This window comes from Kaistia sp. MMO-174 (assembly GCF_037147815.1).
Classification (GTDB): domain Bacteria; phylum Pseudomonadota; class Alphaproteobacteria; order Rhizobiales; family Kaistiaceae; genus Kaistia; species Kaistia nematophila.
In genome coordinates, this window is record NZ_JBBCUO010000002.1 from 374,254 (window position 1) to 389,311 (window position 15,058).

Here is a 15,058-nt window from a genome sequence, read left to right on the forward strand (position 1 = left end):
CGTTTCTGGCCAAGGCGCGACAGCGCGGGGCGAGCGGTAGGAAATGTCCAATATCTTCAGATCCCTTCTGCATCGTCTCGGTGCCGCGCTGATCGTCATGATCGGCATCTCCATGCTGATCTTCGCCATCGCCCGCGTCATGCCCGGCGATCCGGCGCGCATTGCGCTCGGCCCGAATGCGACGGCCGAGCAGGTCGCGGCGCTCCGGGCCGAACGCCATCTCGATGCCTCGCTGCCGGTGCAGTACTGGGAATTCGTCAAGTCGGTCGCCCATGGCGATCTCGGCAAGTCGCTCTATACCAACCGGCCGGTCACCACGGACATCGCGCAATTCCTGCCGGCGACGCTGGAACTGGTCTTCGTGTCCGGAATCCTCATGGTGCTGATCGGCCTGCCGATCGGCATCCTGTCGGCGCATTTTCGTGGCCGCTTTCCGGATCATGTCGGAAGGCTGATCTCGCTGCTCGGCGTCTGCACGCCAGCCTTCGTCTGGGGCGTGATCCTGCAGCTGGTGTTCGGCTATTTCTGGGGCTGGTTCCCGATCGAGGGGCGGCTTCTCGAAGGCACGCCAATCCCGCCGGGCCCGACGGGCTTCTATCTCATCGACATGGCCATGACCGGCAACGGCGCGGGCTTTCTCGACGCGCTGCATCACCTGATCCTGCCGGCGCTGGCGCTAGCGATGTCCGGCCTCGGCCAGACCGCGCGGCTCACCCGTTCCAACATGAACGAGGTCTATGAGCGGCCCTATGTCGAGATGGCGCGCGCCTACGGATTTCCCGCCAGGCGGATCGCCACGCGCTATGCCTTCCGGCCTGCGCTGATCCCGACGCTGACCATCCTCGGCCTCGAATTCGCGGCGATGCTGGGCAACGCCTTCCTGGTGGAAAAGGTGTTCGGCTGGCCCGGTCTGTCGCGCTACGGCGTCGAAGTGATCCTGCGCAAGGACCTCGACGCGATCGTCGGGACGGTGCTGATCATCGCGGCCGCCTTCCTGATCGTGAACATCATCGTCGACATCCTGGTGAACGTCATCAACCCGCGCATCCGCCTTGCATCGGGGAGGGCATGAACCATGTCGGAGCCTGATTCCCCCGTTATCGCCTCGCGCACCCGTTCCAAGGCCTGGACGGCTTATGCAGCCGATCCCCTTTCGGTCATCGGTCTCTTCATCGTCGTGGCGATTGTCCTGCTGGCGATCTTCGCGCCCTTCGTCACGCCCTATCCCGGCCATGTCGGCCCGACCGGTGATTTCGCCGCCATGACCGCGGCGCCAAGCGGCGACTACTGGTTCGGCACCGACATGATCGGCCGCGACCTCTTCACCCGCATCATCTTCGGCTACCGGCTGTCGCTGATCATGGCGATCGTCGTGCTGGCGATCGCCACGCCGATCGGCGTGATCGTCGGCCTCGTCGCCGGCTACAGGGGCGGCTGGACCGACTACATCCTGATGCGGATCACCGACGTCTTCCTGGCCGTGCCGCCGCTCGTGCTGGCGATGGCTATCATGGGATTCCTGCAGCCGACACTTTTGAACGGCATGCTCGCCATCACCGCCATGTGGTGGCCGTGGTATGCACGCCTGATCTACAACGTCACCCGTGCCGAGGCGCAGGAGGGCTATGTCCTGGCCGCCGAGACGGTCGGCGCCTCGACGGCGCATATCCTGTTCCGCGAGATCCTGCCGAACTGCTGGCCGTCGATCCTGACCAAGATGACCCTCGACGTCGGCTTCGTCATCCTGATGGCGTCGTCGCTGTCCTTCCTCGGCCTTGGCGTCCAGCCGCCGACGCCGGACCTCGGTTCGATGGTCGCCGACGGCGCAAAGTACATGCCGGATGCCTGGTGGCTGACGGTGTTCCCGGCGATCGCGATCCTCCTGGTCGTGCTCGGCTTCAATCTCGTCGGCGACGGCCTGCGCGAAGCGTTCGAGGCGGAGAGCTGAGATGGCCGACAGCACGATCCAGAAGCCGGTCCTGACCATCCGCGACCTGCGCCTTGCCTTTGGCGACCACCGGCACGCGACGCATGTGCTGCACGGCATCTCGATGCATATCCAGCCGGGCGAAAAGGTGGCGCTTGTCGGCGAGAGCGGATCCGGCAAGTCGGTGACGGCGCGCCTCGCGATGGGGCTCCTGCAGGATTCGAAGCGGGCGCATGTGTCCGGCTCGATCTGGTTCGACGGCATCGACGCGGCCAGGGGCGGGCCGGCGATTGCGGCGAAGCGGGGAAACCGCGTCGCCATGATCTTCCAGGATCCGACCTCTGCGCTCAATCCGACCTTCAAGATCCGTGGCCAGTTCCGCGATGTGCTGCGTTCGGGCGATCGCTCGATCTCGAAGGTCGAGGCTGACCGGCGCGCCGAGGCAGCGCTGGCCGAGGTTTCGATCCCGGATCCGAAGCGCGCGCTCGACAGCTACGCCTTCCAGCTCTCCGGCGGCATGAACCAGCGCGTGATGATCGCGATGGCGCTCGCCAACCGGCCGCAACTGCTGATCGCCGACGAGCCGGGAACCGCCCTCGACGTCACCGTGCAGGCGCAGACGCTGAACCTCATGCACCAGCTGACAGAAAAGACCGGCACGTCCGTCTTGCTGATCTCGCACAATCTCGGCGTCGTGCGTGAATTCGCCGATCGCGTCTATGTCATCTATCGTGGTCGCATCGTCGAGCACGGCACGACGGCGCAGCTGTTCCACGATCCGCGCCATCCCTATACGCGGGCGCTGCTCGCCGCGATCCCGAAGATCTCGGGCGGCGGCCTGCCCGACCTGCCGGAGCGCAGCCCCGAATTCGAGAGCCCGCTGATCACGCATGAAGGCTGCGGCGAGCCGACGGAGGCCTTTGCATGACCACCGCCAACGCCCCGGTCCTCGAACTCGACCGCCTCGGCAAGGTCTTCTCCGCCGATGGTCACAAAGTCACGGCGCTCGACGACGTCTCGCTGTCGTTCGCGCGCGGCGAGTGCCACGCCATCGTCGGCGAGAGCGGCTCGGGCAAGACCACGCTCGCCAATCTGGTGCTCGGCCTGATCGGCGCCACTTCCGGCAGGATCCGCTTCAATGGCGCGGCGCTGGCCGGCAGCCGGACGCGCGAGCAGAAGCGGGCGATCCAGCTGGTCCAGCAGAACCCGCTCTCGGCGCTCAATCCGCGCCGCAGCGTCGGCGCCTCGATCCGCCTGCCGCTCGACGTGCATGACCTCGGCAGGAGCTCCGAGCGCAATGACCGCGTCGCCTCGCTGCTCAGGGAGGTGGGGCTCGAGGCCGAGCACGCGAGGCGTTCGCCGCGCGGTCTATCCGGCGGCCAGCGCCAGCGCATCGCCATCGCCCGCGCGCTCGCCTGCGAGCCGGAGCTCCTGGTGCTCGACGAGCCGACCTCGGCCCTCGACGTGCTGGTGCAGGCGAGGGTGCTCGACCTGCTGCAGCGGCTCCGCCGGGAGCGCGGCCTGACCTATCTCTTCATCACGCACGACCTCGCCGTCGTGCGCGCCATCGCCGACCGGGTGAGTGTGTTCCAGAAGGGACGCCTCGTCGAGACCGGTCCGGTCGAGACCATCTTCTCCGATCCGAAGAGCGCCTATACGCGCGAGCTGATCGGAGCCATTCCCGTCGTGACGGAGGCTGAGGCCGCGCTGCGCGCCGCCATACGAGCCGGGACGCCAATCCCGGCCGAGGCCGAATAGGAAGGAAGCATGATGAGCACTACCGCAGAGCTGAAGTCGGTCGATCCCGTGTCGGATCGGAAGGCATGGGACGCGCTCCTCGCCGCGCTCGGCGAGGACAACCAGCCGGCCGCGACGCTCGCTAGGGTCGAGGAACTCTACCAGCGCGAGGTGGGCGCGATCATCTTCACGGTGATGAGCGCGGACTTCGACACCGGCATGTCACGCCGCCTCTATTCCAACCATCCGGAAGAGTATCCGACTTCGGGCTACAAGCAGTCCGCCGCCGGCAAGTGGAACGATCTCGTCTTCGGCGAGAAGAAGCCCTATGTCGCCAACACGATCGAAGAGATCGCGACCGTCTTCCACGATCATGAGCTGATCCAGTCGCTCGGCTGCGGCTCCTGCATCAATGTGCCGATCGTGTTCGAGGGGAGCGTCCTCGGCACGGTCAACATTCTCGACAAGACCGGCGCCTATACGCCCGACAAGGTCGAGCGCGCCATGGCTCTGCGCCCCTTCGCGGCGATCGGCATCCTGGCTGCGACGATCACCGAGCAGGCCGAGAAGATCCGCGAGGCGAAGGGCTGACATGAGCGACAAGACCATCCGTGTCGCCACCGACGTCGGCGGCACCTTCACCGACCTCGTCTATTTTGAGACGGACAATGCGACGGGCCGGCAGACGATCCGCACCGCGAAGTCCGACACGACGCCGCCGAACTTCGAGCAGGGCGTGCTGAACGTGCTCGCCAAGGCCGATGTCGATCCTGCCGACATCGCCTTCTTCGCGCATGGCACCACCGTCGTCATCAATGCGCTGACCGAGCGCAAGGGCGCCCGCACGGCGCTGATCACGACTGAAGGCTTTCGCGACGTGCTGGAGATCGCGCGCGGCAACCGACCCGATTTCTTCAACCTGCAGTATGTGAAGCCGCAGCCCTTCGTGCCGCGCTATCTCTGCCGCGAAGTGCCGGGCCGCATCGCCTATACCGGCGAGGAGCGCAGCCCGCTCGATCTGTCCGGCCTCCCGGCGATCCTCGAGGACTTCCGCGCCGAGGGCGTCGAGGCGATCGCGATCTGCCTGTTGCATTCCTACGCCGATCCCAGCCATGAGGAAGCGGTGGCAGCCGAGATCCGCAGGCTCTGGCCCGAGGTCTCCGTCGTCGCCTCGCACCAGATCACCCGCGAATGGCGCGAATATGAGCGCGCCTCGACGGCCGTGCTCTCGGCCTATGTGCAGCCGGTCGCCAGCCGCTATCTCGGCCGGCTCGAGGACGGCCTCGCCTCGAAGGATTTCGGCGGCCAGCTTTACGTCATGCAGTCGAACTGCGGCGTCGACTCGCTGTCGGCGACGCGCGAAATCCCGATCACCATGGTCGAGAGCGGCCCGGCCTCGGGCTTCTGGGGCGCGGCGGAGCTTGGCCGCATCATCGGCGAGCCCAACGTGCTGGCGCTCGACATCGGCGGCACGACGGCGAAGTGCTCGCTGATCGAGAACGGCCACGTCAAGATCATGACCGACTACTGGATCGAGCGTGACCGCACCTCGTCCGGCTATCCGATCATGGTGCCGGTGGTGGATCTGGTCGAGATCGGCAATGGCGGCGGCTCGATCGCCTGGGTCGATGATTTCGGCAAGCTGCATGTCGGCCCGCAATCGGCCGGCGCCAAGCCGGGCCCGGCGGCCTACGCCCGTGGCGGCATTGAGGCGACGACGACCGACGCCAATCTCGCGCTCGGCCGCATCGACAAGGACTATTTCTGCGGCGGCACCATCACCGCCGACATGAAGGCGGTCGACGGCGCACTCGGCGCGCTGGCGGAAAAGCTCGGCATCGCCCCGATCGAGGCGGCGCGCGGCATTGTCCGCATCGCCAACAACAACATGATCAATGCGCTGAAGCTCGTGTCGCTCAACCGCGGCCACGACCCGCGCGACTTCACGCTGGTCGCCTTCGGTGGCGGCGGCGCCATGCATGCGGTGGCGCTTGCCACCGAGCTCGGTATGAAGAAGGTCGTAATCCCGCGTGGCGCGTCGGTGTTCTCGGCCTGGGGCATGATGATGTCCGACCTGCGCCGCGACTACTTTGTCACCCGCCTGATCGAGGGCGGTGACGCCCGCACGGCGGCGCTCGCCGCCCTCGTCGGCGAGACGCGCGACCGGGCGCTGCGTCAGTTCGAGGCGGAGGGCGTGGCGGCCGACAAGGTCAAGCTCGTGCCGTTCATCAAGTGCCGCTACCAGAACCAGGAACATGCGGTCGAGGTCGAGCTGCCGGCTACGTTCGTCGATGACGCGGCGATCCAGTCGATGATCGAGCATTTCCACGCGGCCTATGAGCGCGAATACACCTATCGCCTCGACGCGCCGGTGGAGATCGTCGGCCTGCATCTCGTCGCCTCGGCCGAAGTCGGCAAGCTCGAGATGGTGGCGCTGCCGACGACGGGCGCCACGGTCGGGCAGGCGGTCAAGGGCCGCCGCGACGTCGACTACGCGTTGGAAGGCGTCCACCCGGCGACGATCTACGACCTCGAAAAGCTGGAGCCCGGCATGTCCTTTGCCGGTCCCGCCATCCTCGAGGATCCCGGCACCACCGTGGTGATCCACCCCGGCAACCGCGTGTCGATCGACGCCTACGGCAACACCCATATCGAGCTGGGGGCCCATTGATGAGCACTCCGACCCACGATCCCGTCACCTTCGACATCATCCAGAACTCGCTGCAGGCGATTTCGGACGAGATGTTCGCGGCGATGCGCAAGACGGCGATGAGCGCCATCATCTACGAAGTGCTCGACATGGGCACCGGCATCTGCGCCGCCGACGGCGAGATCGCCTCGTCCGGCGCCGGCATCCCGGCCTTCATCGGCGTGCTCGACAAGGCCGTGAAGGCGGTGCTGCGCAAGCACTCCGTCGCCGCGATCCATCCGGGCGACGTCTTCGCTACCAACGATCCGTTCTATGGTGGCGTGACCCACCTGAACGACATGGTGCTGGTGATGCCGGTCTTCGCCGAGGGCGAGATCGTCGCCTGGACGGCGAACATCGCTCACTGGAACGATGTCGGCGGCATGGTGCCCGGCTCGATGTCGACCGACGCGGTCGAGATCTACCAGGAGGGGCTGCGCGTCCCGGCGATCAAGATCATCGAGAAGGGCGTCGCCAACCAGTCGGTGATGGACCTCCTGATGGTCAATTCCCGCCTGCCGGCCTTCCTGAAGGGCGACATGTGGGCGGCGATCGCGGCCGTCCGTATCGGCGACAAGCGTATCCTCGACCTCGTCAACAAGTACGGCAAGGACACCTTCATTGCCGCCATGAACCACTTCATGGACTATGGCGAGCAGGTGACGTTGAAGGCGCTCAAGGATCTGCCGAACGGCAAGTATTCCTTCGCCGAGGAGCAGGACAGCGGCCAGATCTACAAGGTGACGGTCGAGATCACCGACGACCAGTTCATCGTCGATCTCACCGACAATCCCGACCAGACGCCGACGCCCAACAATGCCAGCCGCGACGGCGTCATCGTCGCCTGCCAGATGGCGATCAAGGCGGTCACCGACGTCGCCGCGCCCGCCAATGGCGGCTCGTTCCGGCCGCTCGTCGTCAAGACGCGCCCGGGCTCGATCTTCGACGCCCAGGAGCCGGCGGCGCACGCCTTCTACTACGAAGTCGAGATCCGCGTGTTCGACCTGATCCTGCGTTGCCTGGCGCAGCATGTGCCCGACAAGCTCTCGGCCGGCAGCTTCGCCTCGATCTGCGGTACAGTCGTCGGCGGTCCGCATCCCGATACCGGCCGCCACTACACGATCGTCGAGCCGGAAATCGGCGGCTGGGGCGCCATGCCCGGCCGCGACGGCAACAACGCGATCTTCTCCGGCTTCCACGGCGAGACCTTCAACTGCCCGGCCGAAATCGCCGAGGCCCGCTACGGTCTCTTCGTCGACCAGCTGGCGCTGAACCCGGAAGAGGGAGGCGAAGGCCAGTGGCGTGGCGGCAAGGGCATCCGCATGGATTACCGCGTCCGCGCCGACGGCAACTTCCTGACCTGTGGCTATACCCGCTCGAAGATCCTGCCCTGGGGCATGGAAGGCGGACATGACGGCACCGGCAACCATGTCGATGTCATCAAGACCGACGGCAGCCGCAAGCGCTATGCCTTCGCCACCGGCGTCGAGCTGAACAAGGGCGACATCGTCCGTGTCGTCACAGGCAATGGCGGCGGCTATGGCGATCCGAAGAAGCGCGCCCGCGCTGCCGTGCTCGAGGACATCAAGAACGGCTATCTGAGCGCCGAGCGCGCCAAGGTGGTTTACGGCGTCGATCTCTGACGTCTGGCAGCGATCCGGGCGTCACGCATTGAATGTTGGCCGCGTGACGCCCGGTTCGCAACTCCAATCCGCCCGCCGGGGCGGAGCGCTTCGACCCGTTGCTCTTCCAAGGCTGACAAGTCCGGGCGAGAGGGCTATATCACGCCGCATCGGATATCAGCGGCGGAGTTTGAGATGAGCGGCACCACCTTGTCGAGCGATGGGCTGGACGTTCGCCGCCGGCGCACCCATTTTCGCTGCTGGCATCGCGGCATGCGTGAAATGGACCTGATCCTTGGCCGCTTCGCCGACGCCCATATCGCAACTCTTGATGATGGCGAACTCGACCTCCTCGAAACCCTGATGGAGGAGCAGGATCGCGATCTGCTGATCTGGCTGACGGGCGAGGCCCCGACGCCGGACGACGTCAACACTGCATTCTTCCAGAAGCTCGCCGCCTTCACCGGCGCCAGCCCCCGTCAGGCGTAATGGTCACTTTCCCGTATATTCTCGGCCGTCCGTCGACGGTGCTTTCGGGCGTTCCCGATGGCTTCGACGGCAAGGTCGTCGCGGACATCGCCGCGCTGGCGGCGCGCGAGAGCCTTCCCTATGTGCTGGTCGTGGCGCGCGACGGCAATCGCATGGCCGATCTCGAGCAGGCGATGCGCTTCTTCTCGCCGGGCACCGAGGTCGTCGCCGTGCCGGCGTGGGACTGCATGCCCTATGACCGCGTGTCGCCGAACACCGCCGTCGTGGCGCGGCGCATGGCGGCGCTGTCCTATCTCGCCAACTACCAGCCGGTGAAGGGCCGCGCGCTCGTCGTGCTCACCACCGTCAATGCCGCCGTGCAGCGCTTGCCGCGCCGCGACCAGGTCGCCCGCCAGAGCATCTCGATTGCCAGTGGCAACCAGATGTCGATGGACCGGCTCATCGCCTGGCTGGAGGATAATGGCTTCCTGCGCACCTCGACCGTGCGCGAAGCGGGCGAATATGCCGTTCGCGGCGGCATTATCGACCTGTTCGCCGCCGGCCAGGGGGAGCCGGTCCGCGTCGATTTCTTCGGCGACACCGTCGATTCGATCCGCACCTTCGACGTCGAGAGCCAGCGCACCGTGGCGCAGAAGAAGCGCCTCGATCTCGTGCCGATGAGCGAACTGGTGCTGTCGCCGGAAGCGATCGCCCATTTCCGCGAGCGCTATGTGGCCTTGTTCGGCGCGACCGACCGCGAGGACCTGCTCTACCAGTCGGTCAGCGAGGGCCGCCGCTATACCGGCGTCGAGCACTGGCTGCCGCTCTTCGTCGACGGCCTCGACACGCTGTTCGATTATGTGCCCGAGGCACCGGTCGTCCTCGATCATCTGGCCGAGGAGGCCATCGCCGAGCGCTTCGACGACATCCAGGACCACTATGACGCGCGCAAGAGCGGCATGGGCCAGGGGCAGGGCGGTGTGCCCTACCGGCCGGTGCCGCCCGATCAGCTTTATCTGACGCCGGACGAATGGAGGGCGCGCGAGAAGACGGCGCCGTTGCTCCGGATGACTCCGTTCGCCGAGGCGGACGACACCATGGTCGCCGATCTCGGCGGCCGGCATGGCCGCACCTTCGCGGCCGAGCGCACCGCCGGCGACGTCAATGTCTTCGACGCGGTCATCGCCCATATCGGCGGCCTGCGCGAGAAGAAGCGCGTCGTCATCGCCTCGTGGAGCGACGGCGCGCGTGACCGCCTGGCGCAGGTGCTCGACGATCACGGCCTGAAGCGGGTCGAGCGCATCGAGGACTGGGCCGCGGCGGAAAAGCTCGCCAAGGGCGTCGTCGGTCTCGGCGTGCTCGGCCTCGAAGCCGGCTTCGAAACGCCGGACATGGTTGTCATCGGCGAGCAGGACATCCTGGGCGACCGCCTGGTGCGGCCGCGCAAGCGGTCGAAGCGCGCCTCCGACTTCCTGAGCGAGGTGACGGGGCTTTCGGAAGGCGACATCGTCGTCCATGTCGATCACGGCATCGGCCGCTTCACCGGGCTGAAGACGATCACCGCCGCCGGCGCGCCGCATGATTGCCTGGAGATCGTCTATCACGGCGGCGACCGGCTCTATCTGCCGGTCGAGAACATCGAACTGCTGTCGCGCTATGGCTCGGAAGATACCGAGGCCGTGCTCGACAAGCTCGGCGGCGTCGCCTGGCAGGCGCGCAAGGCCAAGTTGAAGCAGCGCATCCGCGACATGGCGGGCCAGCTGATCAAGGTCGCTGCCGCCCGCGCCATGCGCCATGCCGAGCCGCTGGCGCCGGCCGATGGCCTCTATGACGAGTTTGCCGCCCGCTTCCCCTATGAGGAGACGGAAGACCAGCTCGCGGCCATCGAGGCGGTCATCTCCGACCTCGGCGCCGGCACGCCGATGGATCGCCTGATCTGCGGCGACGTCGGCTTCGGCAAGACGGAAGTGGCGCTGCGCGCCGCCTTTGTCGCAGTGATGAGCGGCAAGCAGGTCGCCGTCGTCGTGCCGACGACGCTACTGTCGCGCCAGCATTTCAAGACCTTCTCGAACCGCTTCGCCGGCTTCCCGGTCCGGGTCGAACAGGCCTCGCGGCTCGTTTCGGCCAAGGATCTCGCCGAGACCAAGAAGGGCATCAAGGAAGGCCAGGTCGACATCGTCGTCGGCACCCATGCCCTGCTCGGCAAGGCGATCGAATTCAAGGATCTCGGCCTGCTGATCATCGACGAGGAGCAGCATTTCGGCGTCAAGCACAAGGAGCGGCTCAAGGAGCTCCGCGCCGACGTGCATGTGCTGACGCTCTCGGCGACGCCGATTCCGCGCACGCTGCAGCTGGCGCTGACGGGCGTCCGCGAGCTGTCGCTGATCACGACGCCACCGGTCGACCGCATGGCGGTCCGCACCTTCATCTCGCCCTTCGACGCGCTCGTGGTGCGCGAGGCGCTGCTGCGCGAGCGCTATCGCGGCGGCCAGAGCTTCTACGTCTGCCCGCGTCTGTCGGATCTCGCGGACCGCAAGGAGTTCCTGGAGAAGTTCGTGCCGGAGGTGAAGGTCGCGATCGCGCATGGCCAGATGCCGCCGACCGAGCTCGAGGACATCATGACGGCGTTCTACGAGGGGGCCTACGACGTGCTGCTTTCGACGACGATCGTCGAATCCGGCCTCGACATCCCGACCGCCAACACGCTGATCGTGCATCGCGCCGACATGTTCGGCCTGGCGCAGCTCTACCAGCTGCGCGGTCGTGTTGGCCGTTCGAAGACCCGCGCCTATGCGCTCTTCACCGTGCCGGCCGAGAAGCGGTTGACCGCGATGGCTGATCGCCGCCTCAAGGTGCTGCAGTCGCTCGATACGCTGGGCGCAGGTTTCCAGCTCGCGAGCCACGATCTCGACATCCGCGGCGCCGGCAATCTGCTCGGCGAGGAACAGTCGGGCCATATCAAGGAAGTCGGCTACGAGCTTTACCAGCAGATGCTGGAAGAGGCGGTGGCGGCGCTCCGCGATGGCGGCGCCGAGGAAGCCGAGGCCGATGGCCGCTGGTCGCCGCAGATCACGGTCGGCACGCCGGTCATGCTGCCGGAGACCTATGTGCCCGACCTGCAGCTGCGCCTGTCTCTCTATCGCCGGCTGGGCGACCTGGAGGAGCCCGAGCAGATCGACGGCTTCGGCGCCGAGCTGATCGATCGCTTCGGTCCGCTTCCGGACGAAGTCGAGCATCTTCTGAAGATCGTCTACATCAAGGCGCTCTGCCGAAAGGCGAATGTCGAGAAGGTCGACGCCGGCCCGAAGGGCATCGTCATCGCCTTCCGCAATTCGACCTTCGCCAACCCGGCCGGCCTGATCCGCTACATCGCCGAGCAGGGCAGCCTCGCCAAGGTCCGGCCCGACCAGAAGATCGTGCTCATCCGCGACTGGGAGAAGCCGGAGCAGCGGTTGAAGGGCACCGCCGTGGTCCTGACCCAACTCGCCCGCATGGCGGCCGAGGGCGGCAAGAAGGCGGCGTGATCGGCCTTCTTCACCTCTCCCGTGGGGGAGAGGTGAAGGATGGAATGGAGCCTGCGATTCACACCCGGCCGTCATCCCTGCGAAAGCAGGGATCCATGCATCGGGATGCGCGGGGGCGTGCACGGCGCGGCGTCGGATCCGCGTCTCCCCCGCGCCAAAATGCCAGCCGCCTTGGGCTGCGGATGGATCCCGGATCGACGCTGTGCTGCGTCCGGGATGACGGCGAGGGGGACGAGGCCTGCGCTCTACTCGATACGTGCAGGCGCCGGCTCTCAGCTGCGGGGGAGACCGCGCCCGCCCGCTCCCTCACTTTGCCGGCGTCGCGTACCAGGTCGGGTAGGTGTAGCCGCTGATCGACTGCCTCTCCGGATGGCCGACGCCGGTCCAGCGCGCGACCCATTGCTCGGGCAGGTAATAGAGCGGCACGACATAATGCTGCGAGATCAGGACGCGGTCGAAGGCGCGTACCGATTCGACGAAATCCTCGCGCTTCTTAGCCGCCAGGATGTCGTTCAATAGCGCATCGATGGCAGCATTCTTGGCGCCGACGAAGTTATATGAGCCGGGAACATCCGCCTGGCTGCTCGACCAGCGGAAGTTCTGCTCGTTCCCGGGTGACAGCGATGCCGGCCAGGATGTCATGATCATGTCGAAATCGAATTCCTGCACGCGGCGCTCGTATTGCGCCGAATCGACGGTGCGGACGGTCGCCTTGATGCCGACGCGGGCGAGGGTCCGCGCATAGGCGAGGCCGACGCGCTCCTGCTCGCGATCCTTGAGCAGGATCTCGAAGGTCAGGGGCTGGCCGGTCGCCGTGTTGACGAGCGCGTTGCCCTTGAGCTCATAGCCGGCCGATTTCAGGAGCTCGAGCGCCGCCCGCAGCTGGTTTCGGTCGCTGCCGGAGCCGTCGCTTTTCGCGGGCCGGTAAGTTCCATCCAGCACATCGGGTTCGACGGCATCGGGGAACTTCGCCAGCAGCGCCTTTTCCTTGTCGGAAACCGGGATACCGATCGACGACAGTTCGGAGCCCTCGAAGTAGCTCGCGTTCCTCTTGTAGACGTCGAAGAACAGGTTCTTGTCGAGCCATTCGAAGTCGAGCAGCGCGGCGAGCGCCTTGCGGACGCGGATGTCCTCGAAGGTCGGCCGGCGGGTGTTCATGGCGAAGCCGAGCATGCCCTTGGGCAGGCCGGTCTCGAAGCTCTCCTTCACGACGCGCCCGTCTGCCACCGCCGGAAAATCATAGCCATTGCGCCAGGTGGCGGGATCGGACTCGGCGTTGACGTCGTAAAGGCCCTTCTTGAAGGCTTCGAACATCGAGCTGCGGTTGCGGTAATAGTCGACGCGGATCTCGTCGAAATTGTCGAAGCCGCGCTTGATCGGCAGGTCTTTGCCCCAGTAGTTCGGGTCGCGTTTCAGCGTGAAGCGCTCACCCGGCTTGATCTCGCCCATCAGATAGGGCCCGCTGCCGATCAGGGGCTTCAACGTCGAACGGTCGAAGTTCTCGATGTCGGTGGCGTGTTTCGGCAGTATCGGCATCAGGCCGATCAGAAGCGGCAATTCGCGATCGGCGCCGTCGGCGAAGGTCATGTGCACGCCGTGCTCACCAACCTTCTCGATCTTCTTCACCTTCGAATACCAGGAGCGGTAGTTCGGCCGCCCCTTCTCGCGCAGCAGTTCGAGCGTGAAGATCACGTCCTCGGGGGTCACCGGCTGGCCGTCCGAGAATTTCGCTTTCGGATTGAGGTTGAAGGTGATCGAGCTGCGATCGTCCGGCACGTCGACGCTCTCGGCCAGAAGGCCATAAAGCGTGAAGGCCTCGTCGCGGTTGCGCGCCAGCAGGGCCTCGAACACGTTGTTGCCGAGCGACGCATCCCAGATTCCGCGCGCCGTCGTCTCCGCGCCCTTCACGATGAAGGGGTTGAGGCTGTCATAGCTGCCGACGAAGGCGTAGGTTATTCTGCCTCCTTTTGGCGCGCTCGGGTCGGCATAGGGCAGGTGGTCGAAATCGGCGGGCAGGGCCGGCTCGCCATGCATCGCCATCCCATGCCTTGGTTCGGCCCCGACCGGCAGGGAGAGCGGCAGTGTCGCGGAAACCGCGAGCGCGAGGACGGCCGCCTTGGGCCAGCGGGTGCCGATTGGCATGGCAAATTCCCCCAGATGAGGCTCGGGCAACGAATCGAATGAAAAAAATCGTAGCACGGCTACTGGGGCAATCTTGTGCCCGCTAGAAATCCTGCCTCGGCCCCGCTATTGATGCGGCATAGCTTCACCGTCACCGTGTCGCCTCATTTGCTGGTCATCCAGCCTCGGCGCGCGGCCAGCCTGTGACGTTTGCAGGCGGACCGTCGGTCGCCGAAGCGCAGGGTTTTGAGATAAACGCAAGGACACGCTCGATGTCGCATCGTTGGAATTCTGGCCTGGTTCGGGTGCCGCATCTGGCTGCCGCCGCGCTCATTATGGCGCTGTCCGCACCGGCGGCTTTCGCCCAGGATGCCGCGCCGGCTGACGCTCCGGCCGCCAAGGCCCCTGCCGCGGCCGCGAATGCCGCTCCGCCGGCTTCTCCGTGGATCAAGGAATGCGGCCAGGACCCGCAGTCCAAGAAGAAGCTCTGCATCACCTCGCAGGAGCTCCGCGCCGAGACCAACCAGTTCATCGCTTCGCTGCAGATCCGCCAGCTCGAGGGCGAGCCGAAGATCGCGCTCACCGCGGTCGTGCTCACGGGCCAGCTGATCCAGCCGGGCCTGCGCGTCCAGGTGGACCAGAACAAGCCCGCCGAGCTGAAGTACGTCGTCTGCGAGCCGAGCGTCTGCTACGCCCAGGCAGAGATCGACACCGCCTTCATCTCGTCGATGAAGAAGGGCAGCAAGGTCGTTGCGATCTCGCTGAACCCGCAGGGCAAGCCGATGGTCTTCCCGTTCTCGCTCGCCGGCTTCACCAAGGTCGTCGATGGCGAGGGTCTCGACCGCGCCGCCGGCAAGGCCCGTCGCGACGCCCTGCAGGACCAGCTGCAGAAGAACGCCGAAGAGAATCGCAAGAAGCTCATCGAGCAGCAGAACAAGGAGCGCGGCTCGACCAACTGAGCCGTCGATCC

Annotated in this window: 11 protein-coding genes; 10 read left to right on the forward strand and 1 reads right to left on the reverse strand. The window is 66.0% G+C overall.

Annotation, left to right across the window (positions count from 1 at the left end):
* Nucleotides 1–43 precede the first annotated feature (43 nt).
* From WFK98_RS07725 to mfd, 9 genes are all read left to right on the forward strand, one after another.
* Nucleotides 44–1,072: an ABC transporter permease gene (locus WFK98_RS07725; protein WP_336799823.1), complete on the forward strand. Its 1,029-nt coding sequence runs from the start codon at nt 44–46 to the stop codon at nt 1,070–1,072.
* 3 nt (nt 1,073–1,075) lie between these two features.
* Nucleotides 1,076–1,948 carry an ABC transporter permease gene (locus WFK98_RS07730; RefSeq protein ID WP_336799824.1) on the forward strand — a complete coding sequence of 291 codons (873 nt, stop codon included), beginning with the start codon at nt 1,076–1,078 and terminating at the stop codon, nt 1,946–1,948.
* A 1-nt stretch (nt 1,949) separates the two neighbouring features.
* Nucleotides 1,950–2,855, forward strand: a complete 906-nt coding sequence (locus tag WFK98_RS07735) for an ABC transporter ATP-binding protein (protein ID WP_336799825.1) — start codon at nt 1,950–1,952, stop codon at nt 2,853–2,855.
* Complete coding sequence (locus tag WFK98_RS07740; RefSeq protein WP_336799826.1) at nt 2,852–3,685, forward strand: ABC transporter ATP-binding protein; 834 nt, start codon at nt 2,852–2,854, stop codon at nt 3,683–3,685. Before WFK98_RS07735 ends, WFK98_RS07740 begins: the two co-directional genes overlap by 4 nt.
* A gap of 9 nt (nt 3,686–3,694) precedes the next feature.
* On the forward strand, nt 3,695–4,255 hold the full coding sequence (locus WFK98_RS07745) for a GAF domain-containing protein (RefSeq protein ID WP_336799827.1): 561 nt from the start codon (nt 3,695–3,697) through the stop codon (nt 4,253–4,255).
* Between the two features lies 1 nt (nt 4,256).
* Nucleotides 4,257–6,335, forward strand: a complete 2,079-nt coding sequence (locus tag WFK98_RS07750; RefSeq protein ID WP_336799828.1) for a hydantoinase/oxoprolinase family protein — start codon at nt 4,257–4,259, stop codon at nt 6,333–6,335.
* Nucleotides 6,335–7,996 (forward strand): hydantoinase B/oxoprolinase family protein, encoded by a 1,662-nt coding sequence (locus WFK98_RS07755; protein WP_336799829.1) that lies wholly within the window; start codon nt 6,335–6,337, stop codon nt 7,994–7,996. Before WFK98_RS07750 ends, WFK98_RS07755 begins: the two co-directional genes overlap by 1 nt.
* Nucleotides 7,997–8,170: 174 nt before the next feature.
* Nucleotides 8,171–8,464 carry an FAD assembly factor SdhE gene (locus WFK98_RS07760; protein WP_266337443.1) on the forward strand — a complete coding sequence of 98 codons (294 nt, stop codon included), beginning with the start codon at nt 8,171–8,173 and terminating at the stop codon, nt 8,462–8,464.
* Complete coding sequence (gene mfd, locus WFK98_RS07765; protein WP_336799830.1) at nt 8,464–11,967, forward strand: transcription-repair coupling factor; 3,504 nt, start codon at nt 8,464–8,466, stop codon at nt 11,965–11,967. The genes WFK98_RS07760 and mfd overlap by 1 nt, the downstream gene beginning before the upstream one ends.
* Before the next feature lie 306 nt (nt 11,968–12,273).
* Here the strand turns inward: mfd and WFK98_RS07770 are convergent, their stop codons facing one another.
* Nucleotides 12,274–14,109, reverse strand: a complete 1,836-nt coding sequence (locus WFK98_RS07770; RefSeq protein ID WP_442907386.1) for an extracellular solute-binding protein — start codon at nt 14,107–14,109, stop codon at nt 12,274–12,276.
* 251 nt (nt 14,110–14,360) lie between these two features.
* On the opposite strand from WFK98_RS07770, the gene WFK98_RS07775 reads away from it, so the two are divergent.
* Nucleotides 14,361–15,047, forward strand: a complete 687-nt coding sequence (locus tag WFK98_RS07775; protein WP_266337445.1) for an invasion associated locus B family protein — start codon at nt 14,361–14,363, stop codon at nt 15,045–15,047.
* Nucleotides 15,048–15,058 lie beyond the last annotated feature (11 nt).